This window comes from Serratia sp. CY56464, from assembly GCF_052168435.1.
GTDB classification, from domain to species: Bacteria; Pseudomonadota; Gammaproteobacteria; order Enterobacterales; family Enterobacteriaceae; genus Serratia; species Serratia marcescens.
Map to the genome: position 1 here is coordinate 2,067,491 of NZ_JBJNMV010000001.1, position 15,698 is coordinate 2,083,188.

At 53.0% G+C, this 15,698-nt stretch carries 10 protein-coding genes; 6 read left to right on the plus strand and 4 right to left on the minus strand.

All coding sequences use genetic code 11. The features are described from left to right. Positions 1–66: 66 nt before the first annotated feature. The 5 genes from ACJ8KE_RS10070 to ACJ8KE_RS10090 are packed head-to-tail and all read left to right on the plus strand — an operon-like array spanning position 67 to position 5,845. Positions 67–1,383: a hypothetical protein gene (locus ACJ8KE_RS10070; RefSeq protein WP_232036918.1), complete on the plus strand. Its 1,317-nt coding sequence runs from the start codon at positions 67–69 to the stop codon at positions 1,381–1,383. After that, complete coding sequence (locus ACJ8KE_RS10075; protein ID WP_016928410.1) at positions 1,364–2,635, plus strand: oligosaccharide flippase family protein; 1,272 nt, start codon at positions 1,364–1,366, stop codon at positions 2,633–2,635. The genes ACJ8KE_RS10070 and ACJ8KE_RS10075 overlap by 20 nt, the downstream gene beginning before the upstream one ends. A 50-nt stretch (positions 2,636–2,685) precedes the next feature. After that, entirely contained in the window at positions 2,686–3,579 is an 894-nt protein-coding gene (locus ACJ8KE_RS10080) for a glycosyltransferase family 2 protein (protein WP_161801398.1), read from the plus strand. A gap of 7 nt (positions 3,580–3,586) precedes the next feature. Then, positions 3,587–4,675, plus strand: coding sequence for a glycosyltransferase (locus ACJ8KE_RS10085; protein WP_016928412.1), 1,089 nt, complete (start codon positions 3,587–3,589; stop codon positions 4,673–4,675). Between the two features lie 30 nt (positions 4,676–4,705). Beyond that, positions 4,706–5,845 carry a glycosyltransferase family 4 protein gene (locus tag ACJ8KE_RS10090; protein WP_028127962.1) on the plus strand — a complete coding sequence of 380 codons (1,140 nt, stop codon included), beginning with the start codon at positions 4,706–4,708 and terminating at the stop codon, positions 5,843–5,845. 60 nt (positions 5,846–5,905) lie between these two features. Here ACJ8KE_RS10090 and galE read toward each other — a convergent pair whose 3' ends face one another. The 4 genes from galE to ACJ8KE_RS10110 form a co-directional block, all read right to left on the minus strand. Beyond that, the gene (gene galE, locus ACJ8KE_RS10095; RefSeq protein WP_049299815.1) at positions 5,906–6,922 is read right to left on the minus strand and encodes a UDP-glucose 4-epimerase GalE; all 1,017 of its coding nucleotides are present in this window, start codon (positions 6,920–6,922) and stop codon (positions 5,906–5,908) included. Between the two features lie 457 nt (positions 6,923–7,379). Further along, the gene (locus ACJ8KE_RS10100) at positions 7,380–8,756 is read right to left on the minus strand and encodes a TolC family outer membrane protein (RefSeq protein ID WP_016928415.1); all 1,377 of its coding nucleotides are present in this window, start codon (positions 8,754–8,756) and stop codon (positions 7,380–7,382) included. Between the two features lie 2 nt (positions 8,757–8,758). After that, entirely contained in the window at positions 8,759–10,090 is a 1,332-nt protein-coding gene (locus ACJ8KE_RS10105; RefSeq protein WP_016928416.1) for an HlyD family type I secretion periplasmic adaptor subunit, read from the minus strand. 52 nt (positions 10,091–10,142) lie between these two features. Further along, positions 10,143–11,915: a type I secretion system permease/ATPase gene (locus ACJ8KE_RS10110; RefSeq protein ID WP_028127960.1), complete on the minus strand. Its 1,773-nt coding sequence runs from the start codon at positions 11,913–11,915 to the stop codon at positions 10,143–10,145. Positions 11,916–12,556: 641 nt separating this feature from the next. Here ACJ8KE_RS10110 and ACJ8KE_RS10115 point away from each other — a divergent pair. Continuing rightward, positions 12,557–15,547, plus strand: coding sequence for a beta strand repeat-containing protein (locus tag ACJ8KE_RS10115; RefSeq protein WP_079450991.1), 2,991 nt, complete (start codon positions 12,557–12,559; stop codon positions 15,545–15,547). Positions 15,548–15,698 lie beyond the last annotated feature (151 nt).

Sequence of the window (15,698 nt, forward strand, 5' to 3'; positions counted from 1 at the left end):
AAGGTTTATTGATGACGAGCACGGATCCTGTACAATCTCGCAGTTAAATCACAGTTGGGGTCAAAAGTGCGCGTACTTTCCTGCATTTTCTCTATTATTTTCATCGTGTTCTCAATGTTGGGAACGATTAAGATTTATATTGGCGGCAATTTTAATTGGCTCATCCAGTTGATGTTGCTGTCCGCTGCGGCTGCCACCTCATTGATGGCCTCACCTCTTTCGCCGGCGCAAACGGTTCGCGCACGACTGCGCAACCTGCGCAACTACAAGCCCATGATGATAGGCTGGCTGCTGTTTATGGCAGGCATAGCTATAGCGGCGGTGATGAATCACGGCACAGGGCTGTATACGTTGGCGAAATACGTCGCTTTCATGTTTGCACTTCTCTGCCTGTTGCTAATTTCCCCGCTCTCATCCGCTTTGCTTGAAAAAGCGCTTAGCATCACACTCGTCATTTCATTGGTGCCGCTGATACTTTTGGCGCTCTTCCGCCAACTTGACGCGATGGTGATTTTAGGCGATGGACGCATGGGGTGGCTCGCCAGTTGGCCCGGTGTCATTTGGAAAATCGGCGCCTTTGTATGGCCTTTTGCTGTTTGGCGCTGCTTAAAAAAAACCAATTTTATCAATGTGCTGTTAGCATTCGGCGCAGTGCTGGTCATGGCGCTTGACGGTAGCCGTACCTCTATGCTGTGGCTGGCGTTAGTATGGGGAGCCTTGGCAATCATTGCCTTCTTTGCTCGCGTGCAAACCCAGCCTGTGCGCGGTCATTTTAGCCTGATAGTCGTGACCTTGCTGTCGTTCTCACTTATTCAGCCCGTACTCCTGGGCTGGGTTTCAGGAGATTATGACAAACTGCTTGTTCAATTGATGGAGAAGCGCACGAGCAATCATGCCGATACGGCCAACCTCAGTATTAGTCATACTCTCGAAGAAACTTTGGCCGCGCCAAAAGAAACGACGGCAGACCGTTTGGTCAAAGGCGACAACAGTATACGTTTGCAAATGCTGCACACCGGGTGGCAGCAAACCGTAGATAAATTCCCTTGGGGAGGCGGTTTTGGCAGCACTCGGGTCGATGATTTTGGCGCCGACAGCGTGATTCACATGACCTATCTTCAGTTATTGGCTGATGAGGGCGTTTTATCGTTCATCGGCTACCTGCTGTTTATTTTGACTCCTCTCTATTACGGTCTGAAATTCGTCTTCGAAAAGCGGGAGCTTTTTGTCGAACGCTTCGAGTCTATGTTGAGTCCCTTATCGGTGCTAGCTCTGTTCTTGTTCATGGGATGTTTCCACCCCCTCAGCAATGAGTTAACCGAATGGGCCATCGTTTTAACCGCAATTTCTATTGTGATATGCCATGTCCCGCGTCGCGACTAATACCTTTTGGTTAATGCTGGCACAAATAGGCGGGTTGTTCATTCCGCTTATCGAATTGCCCGTACTGGCTCGCGCTCTAGGCCAACAAAACTACGGGCAAGTGCTTTATGCGCTAGGCATCGCTCTGACAGCCTCGGTATTTGTTGAATTCGGCTTCAATTTCAGCGCCGCGCGTGCCGTTGTCAAGATCAGAGAAAACAAGCAACAGCTGGCTCAGTTGGTAAGCAATGTGTTGTTTGCCAAACTGCTGCTCAGTATGGCCGTTGGTGTCGCCGTAGCCGTCCTGATCCTGACAGGCTCCGGTGCCACGACGATCCCTCATCATTGGTTCGTGTGGATATCGCTATTCATTCTGGCGTTCGGTTTTACACCGCTATGGTACTACGTCGGGATCGAAAAACTGGTTTTGCCGGCATTGCTGGATTTAGGCTTACGCAGCACGGGGCTTTTATTTACCATTTTGCTGGTGTCCTCACCACAACACGCTCAACGTGTACTCATGATTCAAGCCACTGTGGGCATCATTAACACCCTACTTCCAACCTTGCTGATGATGCGCTCCACTGGTTTAGGTCGCATCAGCTTTCGCGGTGCCGTTACCGTTCTGCGTGAAAGCTGGGAACTCTTTTTATACAAAGGGGCTCAAAGCATCATGGGGTCGATCGCGTCTACACTACTGGGATTATTGGGCGGAGCTCGTACGGTTGGCGCCTTTGTGCCCGCCGAAAAACTGGTTCGAGCTGCGAGCGGTTTAGCAGCCCCCGTTCTGAATGCTGCGTTTCCCCATCTGGTCAGACTGCAATCCGACTCGACGCATACCGCAAAACGGGTTGTTACCCTCGCGCTGGGAGCGTTGTTCACCGTAACGATCGCCTTCGCTCTGCTGACCGTTTGGCTAGCCGGTTGGCTGGTGAATACCATCTTCGGCCCCGGCTATCAGGATGCCATTGAGCTATTAAGCATTTTGGTATGGGTTGTCCCTTTACGCATTTGCAGCATGGCGTTGGCCATATTGTGGTTTATTCCTGGCGGTAAAGAGCAAGTTGCCAGCCGGGTCATGATGATCAATATAGCGATAATCTGCCTGCTTGCCTTCCTCCTGGTTCCCACATTAGGCGGATTAGGCATGACTATCGCCTTCTTGGTTGCAGAGATAACCATGTTTTCCTTATTGCTTTTTTTATTCTGTCGAAAGCCGTCAGGTGTCGCGCCACAAACACCTACACTTGCCCGATTGCGGCACCGACAGTAACAGGATAGTCATGAGTCATTGCTTTATTCTCGATTGTGAAGGAAGCCAGTTTGAGTAACTTTGCCCTAAGCGTGGTTATAACTACCTATAACCGCCCAGATCTGCTCGCGCGCGCAGTGGATTCCGTTGTGACCGAAAGGAGTAGGCACAACAAGATACAAATCATAGTGGTTGACGACGCGTCCACGACAGCGCAGCCGGAACTTGCTATAGACGACCTGATCTTTCATCGCATGCCCGTCAACGGCGGCCCTGGTCCCGCTCGCATGCAAGGCTTAGCGTTGGCTAGCTCCCCCTGGGTCTTGATGCTTGACGATGACGATACGCTCGAACCCGGTACGGCTGAGTATTTGGCCGCACGTCTACCCGAACCTGAAACGTCGATGTATCCGGTGTATCAATTTGCCGTCAGCAAGAAAAATCAGAAAGAAGAATTTCGTCTGATCACTTTCGATGACTACGTGAACAAAACCATTACCGGCGATTTCACGCCCGTTTTTGATCGTGAACAATTTTTAGGCACCGGCTTACGCTATCCTGAAAATCGCGCCGGTGGCGAACACCTGCTGTGGTGGAAAGTTGCGGAGAAATTCGGTATTCCTTCGTATGATCGGCCGTTGGTGCGGGTTTCCAACGATGCCACAGTGCGCTTGACGCATTTTTCATCGCAAATCAGCAAGGCCGCCTACCACCAGCAACTGGCTGAAATGGCGCTGGCCGATTTCGGCGAGCGGCTGCAGCGCGATCATCCCGAGGAGTTTCGCCGGATACGTTTGGCGCATATTACCTATAGCTTGCTTAACCGACAGTGTGCGACGGCACGCCAATCGTTAAAAAATGCTCCGCTCGGCGACAAGTTAAAAATGGCTTTATGGACGATCAGTTGGTTACCGCATTCTCTGATCAAGAAGTTATTCATTTCTTATCGTCAGCGCCAAGGGTAAAACAGCGATGCGTATAGACTACGTGATCACCGGTCTTGAGATCGGCGGCGCCGAATATCAAGTTGTCACGCTGCTCGAGAAATTGGCCGAGCGCGGCCATCAAGTGCGCCTGATCTCATTGATACCACCGACATCTGCAGTATTTGTCGATCGATTGGCCACCGCCGGCGTCCCACTCCACGATCTGGGCATGCGTTCAGGTAAAGACTTGCCGCTCGCACTGCTCCGCTTGCGCAAGGAACTGTTGCGCAATCGGCCGGATGTCGTACACAGCCATATGGTGCACGCGAACCTGTTGGCTCGCCTGGTGCGGTTGTTCACGCCTTCTTTGAAATTAGTTTGCACGGCGCACAACACTCATGAAGGCGGAAAAATTCGCGATTGGGCATATCGCCTGACCAACCCGCTCAGCCAGTTGAACACAACGATCAGCGAAGCGGCCACACGCCGGTTTATTGGCGAACGCGTTTTCAAGGCACGCAATACTCGTACCATTCCCAATGGAATTGATACTGCCAAGTTCAGCCCAGGGAAAGAACACAGCGCCTCTTTAGAGCGCCCTTTCCGCTGGTTGGCCGTCGGGCGTCTGGTCGAACAGAAAGATTACCCGACGCTGATTGCGGCCTTTGGCAAACTCTCAGACAGCCAACTACTGATCGCCGGCCAAGGCCCATTGTTTGAAGCTTTACAACGACAGGTTGAGCAGGCTGGATTGGAAAAACGCATTGAATTTCTTGGCGTTCGTAATGATATTGAGCAACTGTATCGCCAGGTCGATGGTTTTGTCTTGTCATCGGAATGGGAAGGATATGGCTTGGTCGTCGCTGAAGCGATGGCTTCTGAACTTCCTGTCGTCGTCACCAATAGCGGCGGCCCCGGAGAAATCATCGGCAATACGGGCGAGAATGGTTTGCTGGTTCCGATCAAAGACCCTGAAGCGCTCGCCAATGCCATGGCTTCGATAGAAAGGATGTCCTTGCAAGATAGGCGACATTTAGGTCAGCATGCTCGACGTCGTGTCAAAGAAAAATACGCTTTAGATGAAATAGTTACACAGTGGGAATGTATTTATACAGAGCTAAAAAACAATAATTAATGGCTTTGGCGGTATATTGATAAGGTTTTTATGAAAATAGCACTAATAGGTACAGCAGCAAATTGTGTGGTTGGCTTTAGAGCCGATCTGATAAAGTCATTGCACCAGCAGGGGCATACGGTTTACGCCCTGGCTCTGGATTATGATGACAACACACGCATGCAGGTTACAAATCTGGGAGCGATACCGGTTGACTATAAATTCAGCCGGACAGGCCTCAATCCGCTAAAAGATTTCCTGGATACCTATGCGCTTAGCAAACAGTTAAAGCGTTTAGCTCCCGACCTGGTTTTTTCCTATTTTTCTAAACCCAGCATCTTTGGCACTTTGGCGGCAGTCATGGCGGGCGTTAAAAAACGTTACGCGATGCTGGAAGGCTTGGGCTACCTATTTACTGAACAGCCGCAAGGTGTGAGCAGGAAAGTAAGGCTTTTAAAAAAGATTCAGGTCATGCTCTACCGTTGTATCTTCCCAAGCCTTGATGCGCTCATTCTTCTGAATCCTGACGATCGTCATGATCTGCTGGTTAACTGCAAAATCAACGTCAAGCAGGCACATGTCTTAGGCGGTATCGGTTTGAATCTGGCTGACTATCCTTTCACGCCCCCTCCGACGTCCCCCGTTTCCTTCATCTTTATCGCCCGTTTGTTGGCCGAAAAAGGGGTTCACGAATACGTCGCCGCCGCAAAAATAGTTAAAGCTAAATACCCAGAAACTCGCTTCTATATGTTAGGCGCGATAGATACGCAAAACCCAGGTAGCTTAACAGTAAAATGCCTGAATAATTTAATTGAAGACGATATCATCATCGCCCCAGGCCATGTTTCAAACGTGGCGGAATGGATTGCGAAGTCCAGCGTTTTCGTTTTACCTTCCTACTATCGCGAAGGGATCCCGCGTAGTACTCAGGAAGCAATGGCCATGGGACGTGCCGTTTTAAGCACGGATGTGCCGGGTTGTCGGGAAACAGTAGTTCAAGGCGTTAACGGTTATTTAGTCAAACGCTGGTCACATGCTGAGCTAGCGGAAAAGATGTGCGAATTGATCGAAAACCCACAAAAGATAACGGATATGGGACTTGCCAGTTATCAATTGGCCCAAGAAAGATTTGACGCAGACAAAGTCAATAATCGCCTATTGGAATTGCTGGAGATTCCTCAAACTCGGTGATGTCAAGCCAAACCTGAATGATGCCGGTCGGCATCATTCAGGTCGTGATACCGAAGACAATCAGTCACGGTACCCTTTAGGGTTTTTCTTCTGCCAGTTCCAGGTATCGCGCATCATGTCATCGATACCCCGACTCACTTTCCACCCCAGCTCCTGATAAGCCAGATCGGCGTTCGCCCAGAAGGCAGGCAGATCGCCTTCGCGACGCGGTAATATTTGGTAAGGGATCGTGACCCCCGACGCTTTTTCGAATGCCTGCACCATCGCCAGTACCGAGTGCCCTACACCAGCCCCAAGGTTATAGGCCTTAAATCCGCGGAGCTTCGGCAGATGATCCATCGCTTTCAGGTGGCCTTCGGCCAGATCCATGACATGGATGTAGTCGCGCTCTCCCGTCCCATCGGTCGTCGGATAATCCCCGCCGAAAATACCCAGCTTTTCCAGTTTGCCGATGGCCACCTGCGAGATGTAGGGCAACAGGTTATTGGGAATACCGTTAGGATCCTCACCGATCAACCCCGACTCATGGGCGCCTACCGGATTAAAGTAGCGCAAGGCAATAATCGAAAATTGCGGCTCAGCCTTGGCGACATCTTGCAGGATCTGCTCCACCATCAGCTTCGACGTGCCATAAGGGCTTGTCGTGCCGCCGATCGGTGTCGTCTCGACATAAGGCACCGGTGAATGGGCACCATAAACGGTAGCGGACGAACTAAAGATAAACGCATACACGCCGGCGCGGCGCATAGCGTCCAGTAACACCAACGTTCCGGTGACATTATTCTGGTAGTATTCCAGCGGCTTACGCGTAGATTCCCCTACTGCCTTAAGACCGGCGAAGTGGATCACGCCGGTAATCGAGTGCGCTTCAAAGATGCGATGCAAGCATTCCGCATCCTGAACATCACCTTGGTAAAACACGGCGGCTTTTCCCGTCAGTTTCTCTACGCGGTGTAAAGACTCCGCTGACGAGTTCGACAGATTATCCAATACCACCACCTCTTCACCGCGCTCCAACAGCATCAAAACTGTATGTGAACCGATGTAGCCGGCTCCGCCAGTAACTAAAACCGCCATACAAACCCCTCACTCGCGCCCAACGCGCTCAAGAAAAACAGCCGTCTAAAGCCATAGGCTTATTTTAAATAAAACGTAGAATCACGCATCCTTTTCGATCATCAAAGGTTTACGGCTCATCGACCGTAAAGCACCATAAACGGCAACGGTCGCTCTCTCTCGTCGCGTCATGACTCTGGCACCTGGGAGCCGTTCAGGCCGAACTCAGCCATCACTGCGTGCTGAAAAACACGGATTAAAACCGCTAGCACGCCGCGCTCTCTGCGTTATCACACAGCTTAACTGCGCCGGAGGCAGCGATTGAATACAACCGGTTGATACAGTGCCATCGCCCCTCTGGCAAACGAACGAAAATCAGGCCTGCGGCCACCGACCGATAACATAACGCAACAAAACAAAAAGAGCAGCTTAACGCTGCTCCCTTTCAGATAAATACTCGCCTCATCGCAAAACCGGACTAGCGACTGCGGGCAAAATACTGCGCGACCCGCATAACATCTTTTTCATCCAACGTACCGGAATCGCTCAGCAAGGTGATCCATGATTTGATGTAGGCGTACTTGGCGGAAGCCAGATCGCGCTGGGCGCTATAGAGCTGCTGTTCGGCGTTGAGCACATCGACGTTGACGCGTTGCCCGGCCAGTACGCTCTGCCGAGTCGCCGTCACCTGTGTCGTAGCCGATTGTACCGCCAACTCATAGGCCGCCACCTTGGCGCGGCTGCTGATGCACAAATTGTATTGCTTGCGCAGATCGTTGAGCGTGGTGCCCGTCTGTGCATCCATTTCATACATCGCCTGGCCATAGCGCGCCGCCGCCTGCCGGGTCGACGCCGAAACGCCGCCGCCGGAATAAATAGGCATGCTGACCTGCACGCCGATGCTGTCGGTACGGTATTTCTGGTTAACCGTATTATCGCTGCTGGAGTCGTTTTCCGAATGCGAAGCATACAGCTGAACCTGAGGCATAAAGCCCGCACGATTCCTTTCGACATCATACTTGGCGGCGTCCACGCCATGACGCGACGCGGCCAACACCGGGTTGTTCTCCAGCGCGATCTTTTGCCACTCTTCGAACTTGGACGGGATCAGCGGCGCCACCTTAAACTTGCCCGGACGCAAAACCTGCAATTCATCCAGTTGGTTCAGCGGCATGCCGATAATCACTTCCAATTCGCGCTGGGCGGCGTCCAGCGCATCGCGCGCTTCGATTACCTGCGCTTCGGCCAGGCTGTAGCGCGCCTGGGTTTCCGATACGTCGGTAATGGTGCCTTCACCGGCGCTCATCAGGCGATCGTTCAAGGTCAACTGTTCCTTGTAAGCCGCCTTTTGCGCTTCGGCCAACGCGATTTGATCCTTGGAATAGGCCACTTCGACATAGGCGTTAATCACCCTAACCGCAAGATCCAGCAATTTGCCGCGATAGCGCTCGTCCGACATCATCGTCTGCGCCACGCCGGCTTTGTAGCGCGCGTACGCTTCATAGTCGAACAGCGGCTGCGTCAGCGTGATCGAACTGGAATAACTGCGATATTGCTGCCGCCGGGTGACCTCCGAAACATTGCCGAAAAAGTCGCTCTGCGGATATTTTTGCGTCTGCCAATTGCGCGGTGAATTCTGATAGTTCAACGACACCTTCGGCAGCAGCCCCGCCCTACCGATGTTTTCGTTCTCATCTCCCGCTTCTTTCTCTTTTATAGCCGCCCGGAAGGTCGGGTCCTTTTCTAATGCCAGCGAATATGCGTCTAAAATCCCTATCGAATAAACCGGCGCAGATATCGCAAACAAAAGGGTGCCGATAACCAGACCGGCAGCCTGTCGTTTTGATTGAATCAAAATTATTCCTCGGTTAATGAAGTATGAGCGCGATCCAAAATAGGTTTAAACAGATAGCTCAGCAGCGAGCGCGAGCCCGTTTTCACGAACACCTCGACCGGCATCCCCGGCTTGATGTCCTCGCCACTGAGCATCTTCATGCCCTCCGGCGAGACCGTGACCTGCATCTGGTAGTAAGGTTCTCCATTGGATTTGTCGACCAGGCGGTCGGCGGAAACCAACGTGACCGTCCCCGGAATTTTCGGGGTTTTGTTTTGGTTGAAGGCGGTAAACATCAGATCCACCGGCAACCCGTTGTACACCTTGTCGATCAAATCGACTTTCAGGCGAGAATCCACCACCAGCGTCGCCTGGCTGGGCACAACGTCCATCAGGTGGTCACCCGCTCCCACGACGCCCCCCTGAGTGAAAATATTCAATCCGACCACGGTGCCATCCACCGGTGAGATGATGGCGGTGTTGCCCAGATCGAAGTCGGCCATTTGCAGCTTGTTGCGGAACTCGCTGGCGTCCATTTGGGTTTGCGCCAGTTGCGTCCTGACTTCGCGCTGATAGTCGGCGAAGCGTTGATCGATGCGCTGCTGAGATTCCTGCAGCTGCTTTTGCAATTGACCAATCCGCCCGATGGTTTCATCGATGCTGCTGTTCACCTCAGCGAACTGGCGCTGGACTTCCAGATAACGATTGCGCGGCAAATAACCGTCCGCCGCCAGTTGCTTCATGCTGTTCATCTGCTCACGCAGGCTGGAAAGTTGGATCTGCTTGTTGGCGCGCGAATCCTGCAGGCCTTTCAACTGGAAGCGGATCCCATCCATCGACTGCTTATAACCGTCAATTTCACTTTGCAGCCCCTGGCGGCGAGAGGCGAACAGCTGCGTTTGCAACGCGATGATTTCGGCCACGCGCGGCTGATCCTTCACCTGGGTGAAAACAGGGGAAAAAGTGACCTTGCTCAGACCATCGCGTTCAGCCAGTAAACGCCCTTCGGTGGCCAGCGTGGTGTAGTACTGATCGCGCAGCGAATCAACCTGAGCCTGCGCCTGCACCTGGCTCAATTGCACCAGAACCTCACCGGCTTTCACCTTGTCGCCGTCTTTCACCGCGATATTCTTGATGATGCCGCTGGCCGGGGCCTGCACCGTTTTGCGGTTGCCGGAAACGGTTACCGATCCCGGTGATGCCACCCCTTTATCCAGAGGCGCGAACGCTGCCCAAGCCAAAAATCCGAACAGACCAATTCCCACTACCAGCCAGCCCATCCGGGTAAACCGCCGTTCATCCTGCGGGATCTCTTCAATATACGAGTCTTGCGGCTCGCCAATATGCGTCGACATACCAACTCCTTTACACTGCGGACGGCAATGAAGCCATCAGGCAATTCACGGCTTAATTAATTTGCGTTTTTGGGATGTTGCCTTCATCCGGCTCAGAATTTACCGCCCTCACCGCTTGCTGAGGCTGTTGCGTCTGCGCTTTTTGCGCATTGGCCAACGCCTGAAGCACTTGTTGAGTCGGGCCGAACGCGTTGACGTTGCCATTCACCAACAGCAACAACTTGCTGGTCATCGACAGCAAATTGGTGCGATGGGTAATCAGAACCACCGTTTTATTACGTTGCTTGAGGAACATAATGGCCTGGTTCAACGCTTTCTCGCCCGCATCATCCAGATTGGAGTTAGGCTCATCCAATACCACCAGCGAAGGGTCGCCGTACAATGCGCGCGCCAGGCCGATACGCTGTTTCTGTCCACCGGACAACCCAGCGCCACCGTTGCCGAGCACCGAATCGTAGCCGTTAGGGAAACGCAGGATCAGTTCGTGCACACCGGCCAGCTTAGCGGCTTCAATGACTTTCTCTGAATCGATATCGTTAAAGCGAGCGATATTCTCGGCGATAGTCCCGGCAAACAGCTCAATGTCCTGCGGCAGATAGCCGATATACGGCCCCAATTCATCCTTGTTCCACTGATAGATGTCGGCATTATCCAACCGAACAATCCCTTCACTGACCGGCCAAATGCCGACCAGCAAACGCGCCAGCGTCGATTTCCCCGACGCGCTCGGGCCAATGATCCCCAGCACGTCACCGGGCTGGATGGCAAAAGTCACGTTATGCAATACCGCATCGCCTTTGGAGCCCGGCGGCGTGGCGGTGACGCCTTCTACTGCGAGTACCCCTTCCGGACGCGGCAAGGACATACCGGTGCCACGTTGCGGGTGCGTTTCCAGCAGCTTGACCAACCGGCCATAAGAAAGCTTTGCCGCGCTGTAGCTCTTCCAGACGTTAATAACCTGCTCAATCGGCGCCAGCGTTCGCCCCATCAGAATGGAGCCGGCGATCATCATACCGGGCGTGATGTGCCCATCGATCGCCAGCCAGCCCCCCAGCCCCAGCACCAGCGATTGCAGCGACATGCGCACAAACTTGGTGATCGATGTGACCCGCGATGCGCGTTCGCTGGCGATGCGCTGACTGTTCAAAAACCGCTGGTGCAGACCGAACCACCGGCGTTTCAGGTTAGGCAACATCCCCAAAGCCTCGATCACTTCGGCATTTCGCAGATTGGTGCTGGCCAGCGTACCGGACATAATCGACAGCTTGCTGGCCTCCGCCAGCGGCTTTTTCGACACCATTTCGTTGATCACCGCCAATGCGATCAGCAACAGCGCACCGACCAGGGCGAAAAGCCCCAACCAAGGATTAAACAGGAATATCACCAACAGATAGATCGGAAACCACGGCGCATCAAAGAAGGCGAATAGCGCGCTGCCGGTGAGGAATTGGCGCAGATTGGTCAAGTCGCTCAGCATCTGGCCGGCGTCGGAAGAACCGTTTTTCAGATTCGCCTCGTAGGCCGCAGTGTAGACTCGCGTGTTGAGACGCATATCCAGCTGACTGCCGATACGGATCACCACCATGCTGCGCACGTATTCCAACAGCGACATCATGCCGAACATGCCCAACATGATCAGCGTCAGCATCAACAGCGTGATTTCATTACGCGAAGGAAGCACCCGGTCGTAAACCTGGAGCATATAGATAGAAGGAACTAGCATTAATAAATTAATAAATGCGGTAAATATGCCAACGGTCCAAAAAACCTTACTGCGAGTCCGTATAACATCCGCAATTTCATTGCGCGGTATAAATTGATTCACTTTCTGCCCTTACATCATGTGCACTGTCAGTCCAATCCGCATTGATATTTATGAGATTAACCTCACAAAAAAAGCCCCAAACATGCTCAAGACTGCAGATGCTTTTTCATTAACTATAGATACATATATGGAATTCCAGCAAGGCTGGCAGATGAAAAAAACATGTGCCAAAAAGAACAAAAAAAAACAATACAAAGCAAAAAGTTAGCAAAGGCTAAACGAATATGGCATCACATCGCATCCGCCGTGCATCAACGAGGCCATTCCCGATGCCACGCCAGTTAAATCATTAGAAATCTAATAATCCCCAATGTTAAAAAGCCAAAGGTGATTATCTTAGACATAAAAACATTAATTTTACACAGCAAACCCACAGGATTAATTGAGATCACAATTGGTTATAGAAAAGCAAAAATCAAAAAAATAAAAAAAATCCTATAACCTTGACAAAAATCTCATCAGCTCCTTTGATTAAATCGTGAAAGCAACAATTGGCATTAGTGTGTCATTTTTATATGCCGTTGTTTTTACAAGATTTAATACTAAAAAATCTGACCAAACCTCTTCCTGGCACGGCTATGGGGGGCCGGTCACATCTTTCTTATGTCCGTAGAAAATGGGTACATCCAAAGGGGTAACGTATGGCCACATTAGTAGCACAGCAAAAAGCGGCTGCTTTTTTCCTTGCAATCTCTGGAAAGAATATTGACACCGCGGCGTTAGATTACTACTCGCAGAAAATTGAAACTTCTGCACTTTCTCTGGAACAAGTTGCGCAAAAATTCATTGCAGGCACCGCAAGCCTGAACGGTCTGACGGCTTCTCAGATCGTAACCAAAATATACACCGCAGTGAACGGCAGCGCCCCTAGCAGCAGCGTGCTCGCCGATCTTTTAGCGGGCAACCCCACCACGGCGTCCGTCGTCGCCAAGGTGATTAACGACGTACTCAGCTACAGCGGTTTTGATTCAACGCTGCTGACAGCACAGAGCAATTTCGAAGCCCAAGTCGAAAAAACCCTGTTCCCAGTCGCAACCGCCGCATCGTCGGCCGGCGCAGCTGACGTCCAGGGTGTTTTCCATGTCGTGGGCTTAACGCAAACTCAGGACGGCATTACCTACTGGGGAACCGTATTGGCGCAGGGCGGCAAAACGCTGGCGGCAGTCGCACAAACCTTCGTGAACAACAGCCCGCTGAAAACGTTAAGCGATAGCGATTTCATCAATGCCATCTTCCAAAATAGCTATGAACGCGCACCGACCTCGGCCGAAAGCAGCAGCTATCTTGCCTTGCTGAGTGGCGGTTCGACTCGCGGCGATGTCGTCGCTCAAGTGATCGCAGCACTGAAAGGCACCGTTGCCGCCGGCGATACCACGGCCCAACAACACTTCCAGGCGGCGACGCACGTGTGGCAACCGGGTGAACTGCCGGCCCTGAACTATCAAGAACAAGTCGCAGCCGCCTTCCTGGCAATACCGGGCCGTGGCGTCGATGCCAGCGGGCTGGACACCTGGAGCAAAGAACTGTTTGCCGGTAAGACTTATGCACAAGTCATCACTACCCTGATCAATTCCGCAGAGTCGCAAAAGAAAGGCGCTCAATTGACTGGCGATGATTTTGTTCAGCATATCTTTACCCTGGTGCATGGCACCGCCGCCACCGCTGCGCAATTAGCCAGCTATGGTGCGCTGGGGAGCAAAACGACCATCACGCAGGCCATTATCAACGACCTGCGCAACTCCATCGCCACTGACAGTGCCACCGTCACTCAGCAGCATGGCTTCGAATACGATATCGGTACCAGCCTGCTGTACAAAACCGCTGCGTCTCTGACGGCAACGGCCGCCGGCGGCAACGCGACGGGCACCGTCAACACCGGCGCATCTCACCAAATTAGCAATGCCGAAACGGCAGTGTTGACGGATGTGCAACTGAACGCCAATGCCGCCAGCATCGTGAACCTGAAGTTCGCCGACCATCTGGCGAATCTGACCATTAACGGCACCAGCGCAGCAACGGTCAACCTGTCTGACAACGGCGTTAATCCAGGCGTAGATATCACCGTCAATAACGGCAACGTCATCCTGAATGCCAGTTCGGGTGCGGATGACGTAGTCGTCACATCGGCGGCAAACATTGCGGCCGGCACGGCGCAGTTTAACCTTGGCGCCGGCAACGACAGCCTGCACTGGGCTGGGAACGGGGTTTCGGGCGGTGCGAACAGCGTGGCCAACACGGTTAAGGCTGACGGCGGCGCGGGTACGGACTCCATCTCCGCCAACTTCATTACCAAAACCGTGGTGACCAACCAGAACGCCCTGGGCGTTCGCACCAGCACAGTGACCAGCAACGCCAATAACTTCTCGAATTTCGAGAAGATCGACCTGACCGGCTACATCGGCAAGTCCGTTGGTACGCTGATTACGACACCGCTGATTGGTTCACCGACCACCACCAGCGTGACTACGCCAACCAACACCTTTGACTTTGGGCTGACCAACGGTACATCTACGGTTGAAGGCACTACCGGCGGCACGATTACGCAGAACGCGGCGACCACTAATCTGGGCACGCAAGGATTTGTGATCTCCGGTCTGGCTAACGTCAACGTCATCAACGCCGCCGGCGGCAACGCCGCGCAGCTGGAAGTGAAAGGGGACGCGACCTCCGCCAGTACGCTGAATTTCACCTTCGTGCAGAACGCCACCGATCACTTCAACATCAACTTCGATGCTGTGAGCTCTGCCAACGTGAATGCCGGCGCCATCACCCTCAACAGCAGCAGCAGCGCCCTGTTGGGTACCGCGCTGAGCACGGTGAACGTGGCCTCAGGTGGTACCGGCAACTTCGATAACATTCTGTCCTTGGCCGGCACCAATGCGCAGGTTCAGACCATCAACGTGACCGGTGACCACGCGCTGGATCTGACGCTGGGCAGCGGTTTCAGCAACGTGCGTGATATCAATGCGTCCACCAACACCGCGGGTCTGAATCTCGACTCCAGCCATGGCGGTACCGGTGACGGTATCATCATTCAGTTGCTGAACATTCTGCCGCTGAGCGTCATTACCACCAACCTGTTGGCGCCGGTGTTGACGGCGTTGGGCCTGAACGGTTACCAAATGACCGTAGAAGGTTCCAGTGCTGCCGATACCCTGGGCGTGATTGGCAACACCACGCTGACCGGTGGCGCAGGTGCCAACACCTATGACATCAAGGCGAGTAACACCCAGGCGGGTGTGACCATCAAGGACTTTAGCAGCCTCAAAGACAAGATTGTCGATGTTAACCATGGCGGCCTGACTATCTCCAATGACGCCACCGGCACGGCGGTCGCGGACTACGGCACCCGTTCCGCAGACACACTGGATGCGCTGTTGGGGACTCTGGTGGGCGGTTTGACCAACGGCGTTATCGGCCTGCTGGGCGGCATTCTCGGTCTGGACAGCAGCAACTCGCTGACGTCGAAAGTGGGTGTGGCATCCGTAGTATTCAGCGGTGGCGGTAATACTGCCAGCTCTTATGTGATTATCGACAACAACGATAACCATACGCTGGATCTCAACGATACCGTGGTATACCTGACCGGGCAGAACCACCAGCAATTGGTGGATACGCTGCACTACGCGTAAGCGTAGCGCCATCACCGAGCGAGCTGATTTTTATTCAGCGCCGCGAGGGGAAATGCAATACGTGTACTGATGCCAGCCGGCTATGCCGGCTGGCTTTTTATTGGCGTCAATGTCGGCGAGTGATGAAGAAGCGCGTCGCTTAATCCTGGAT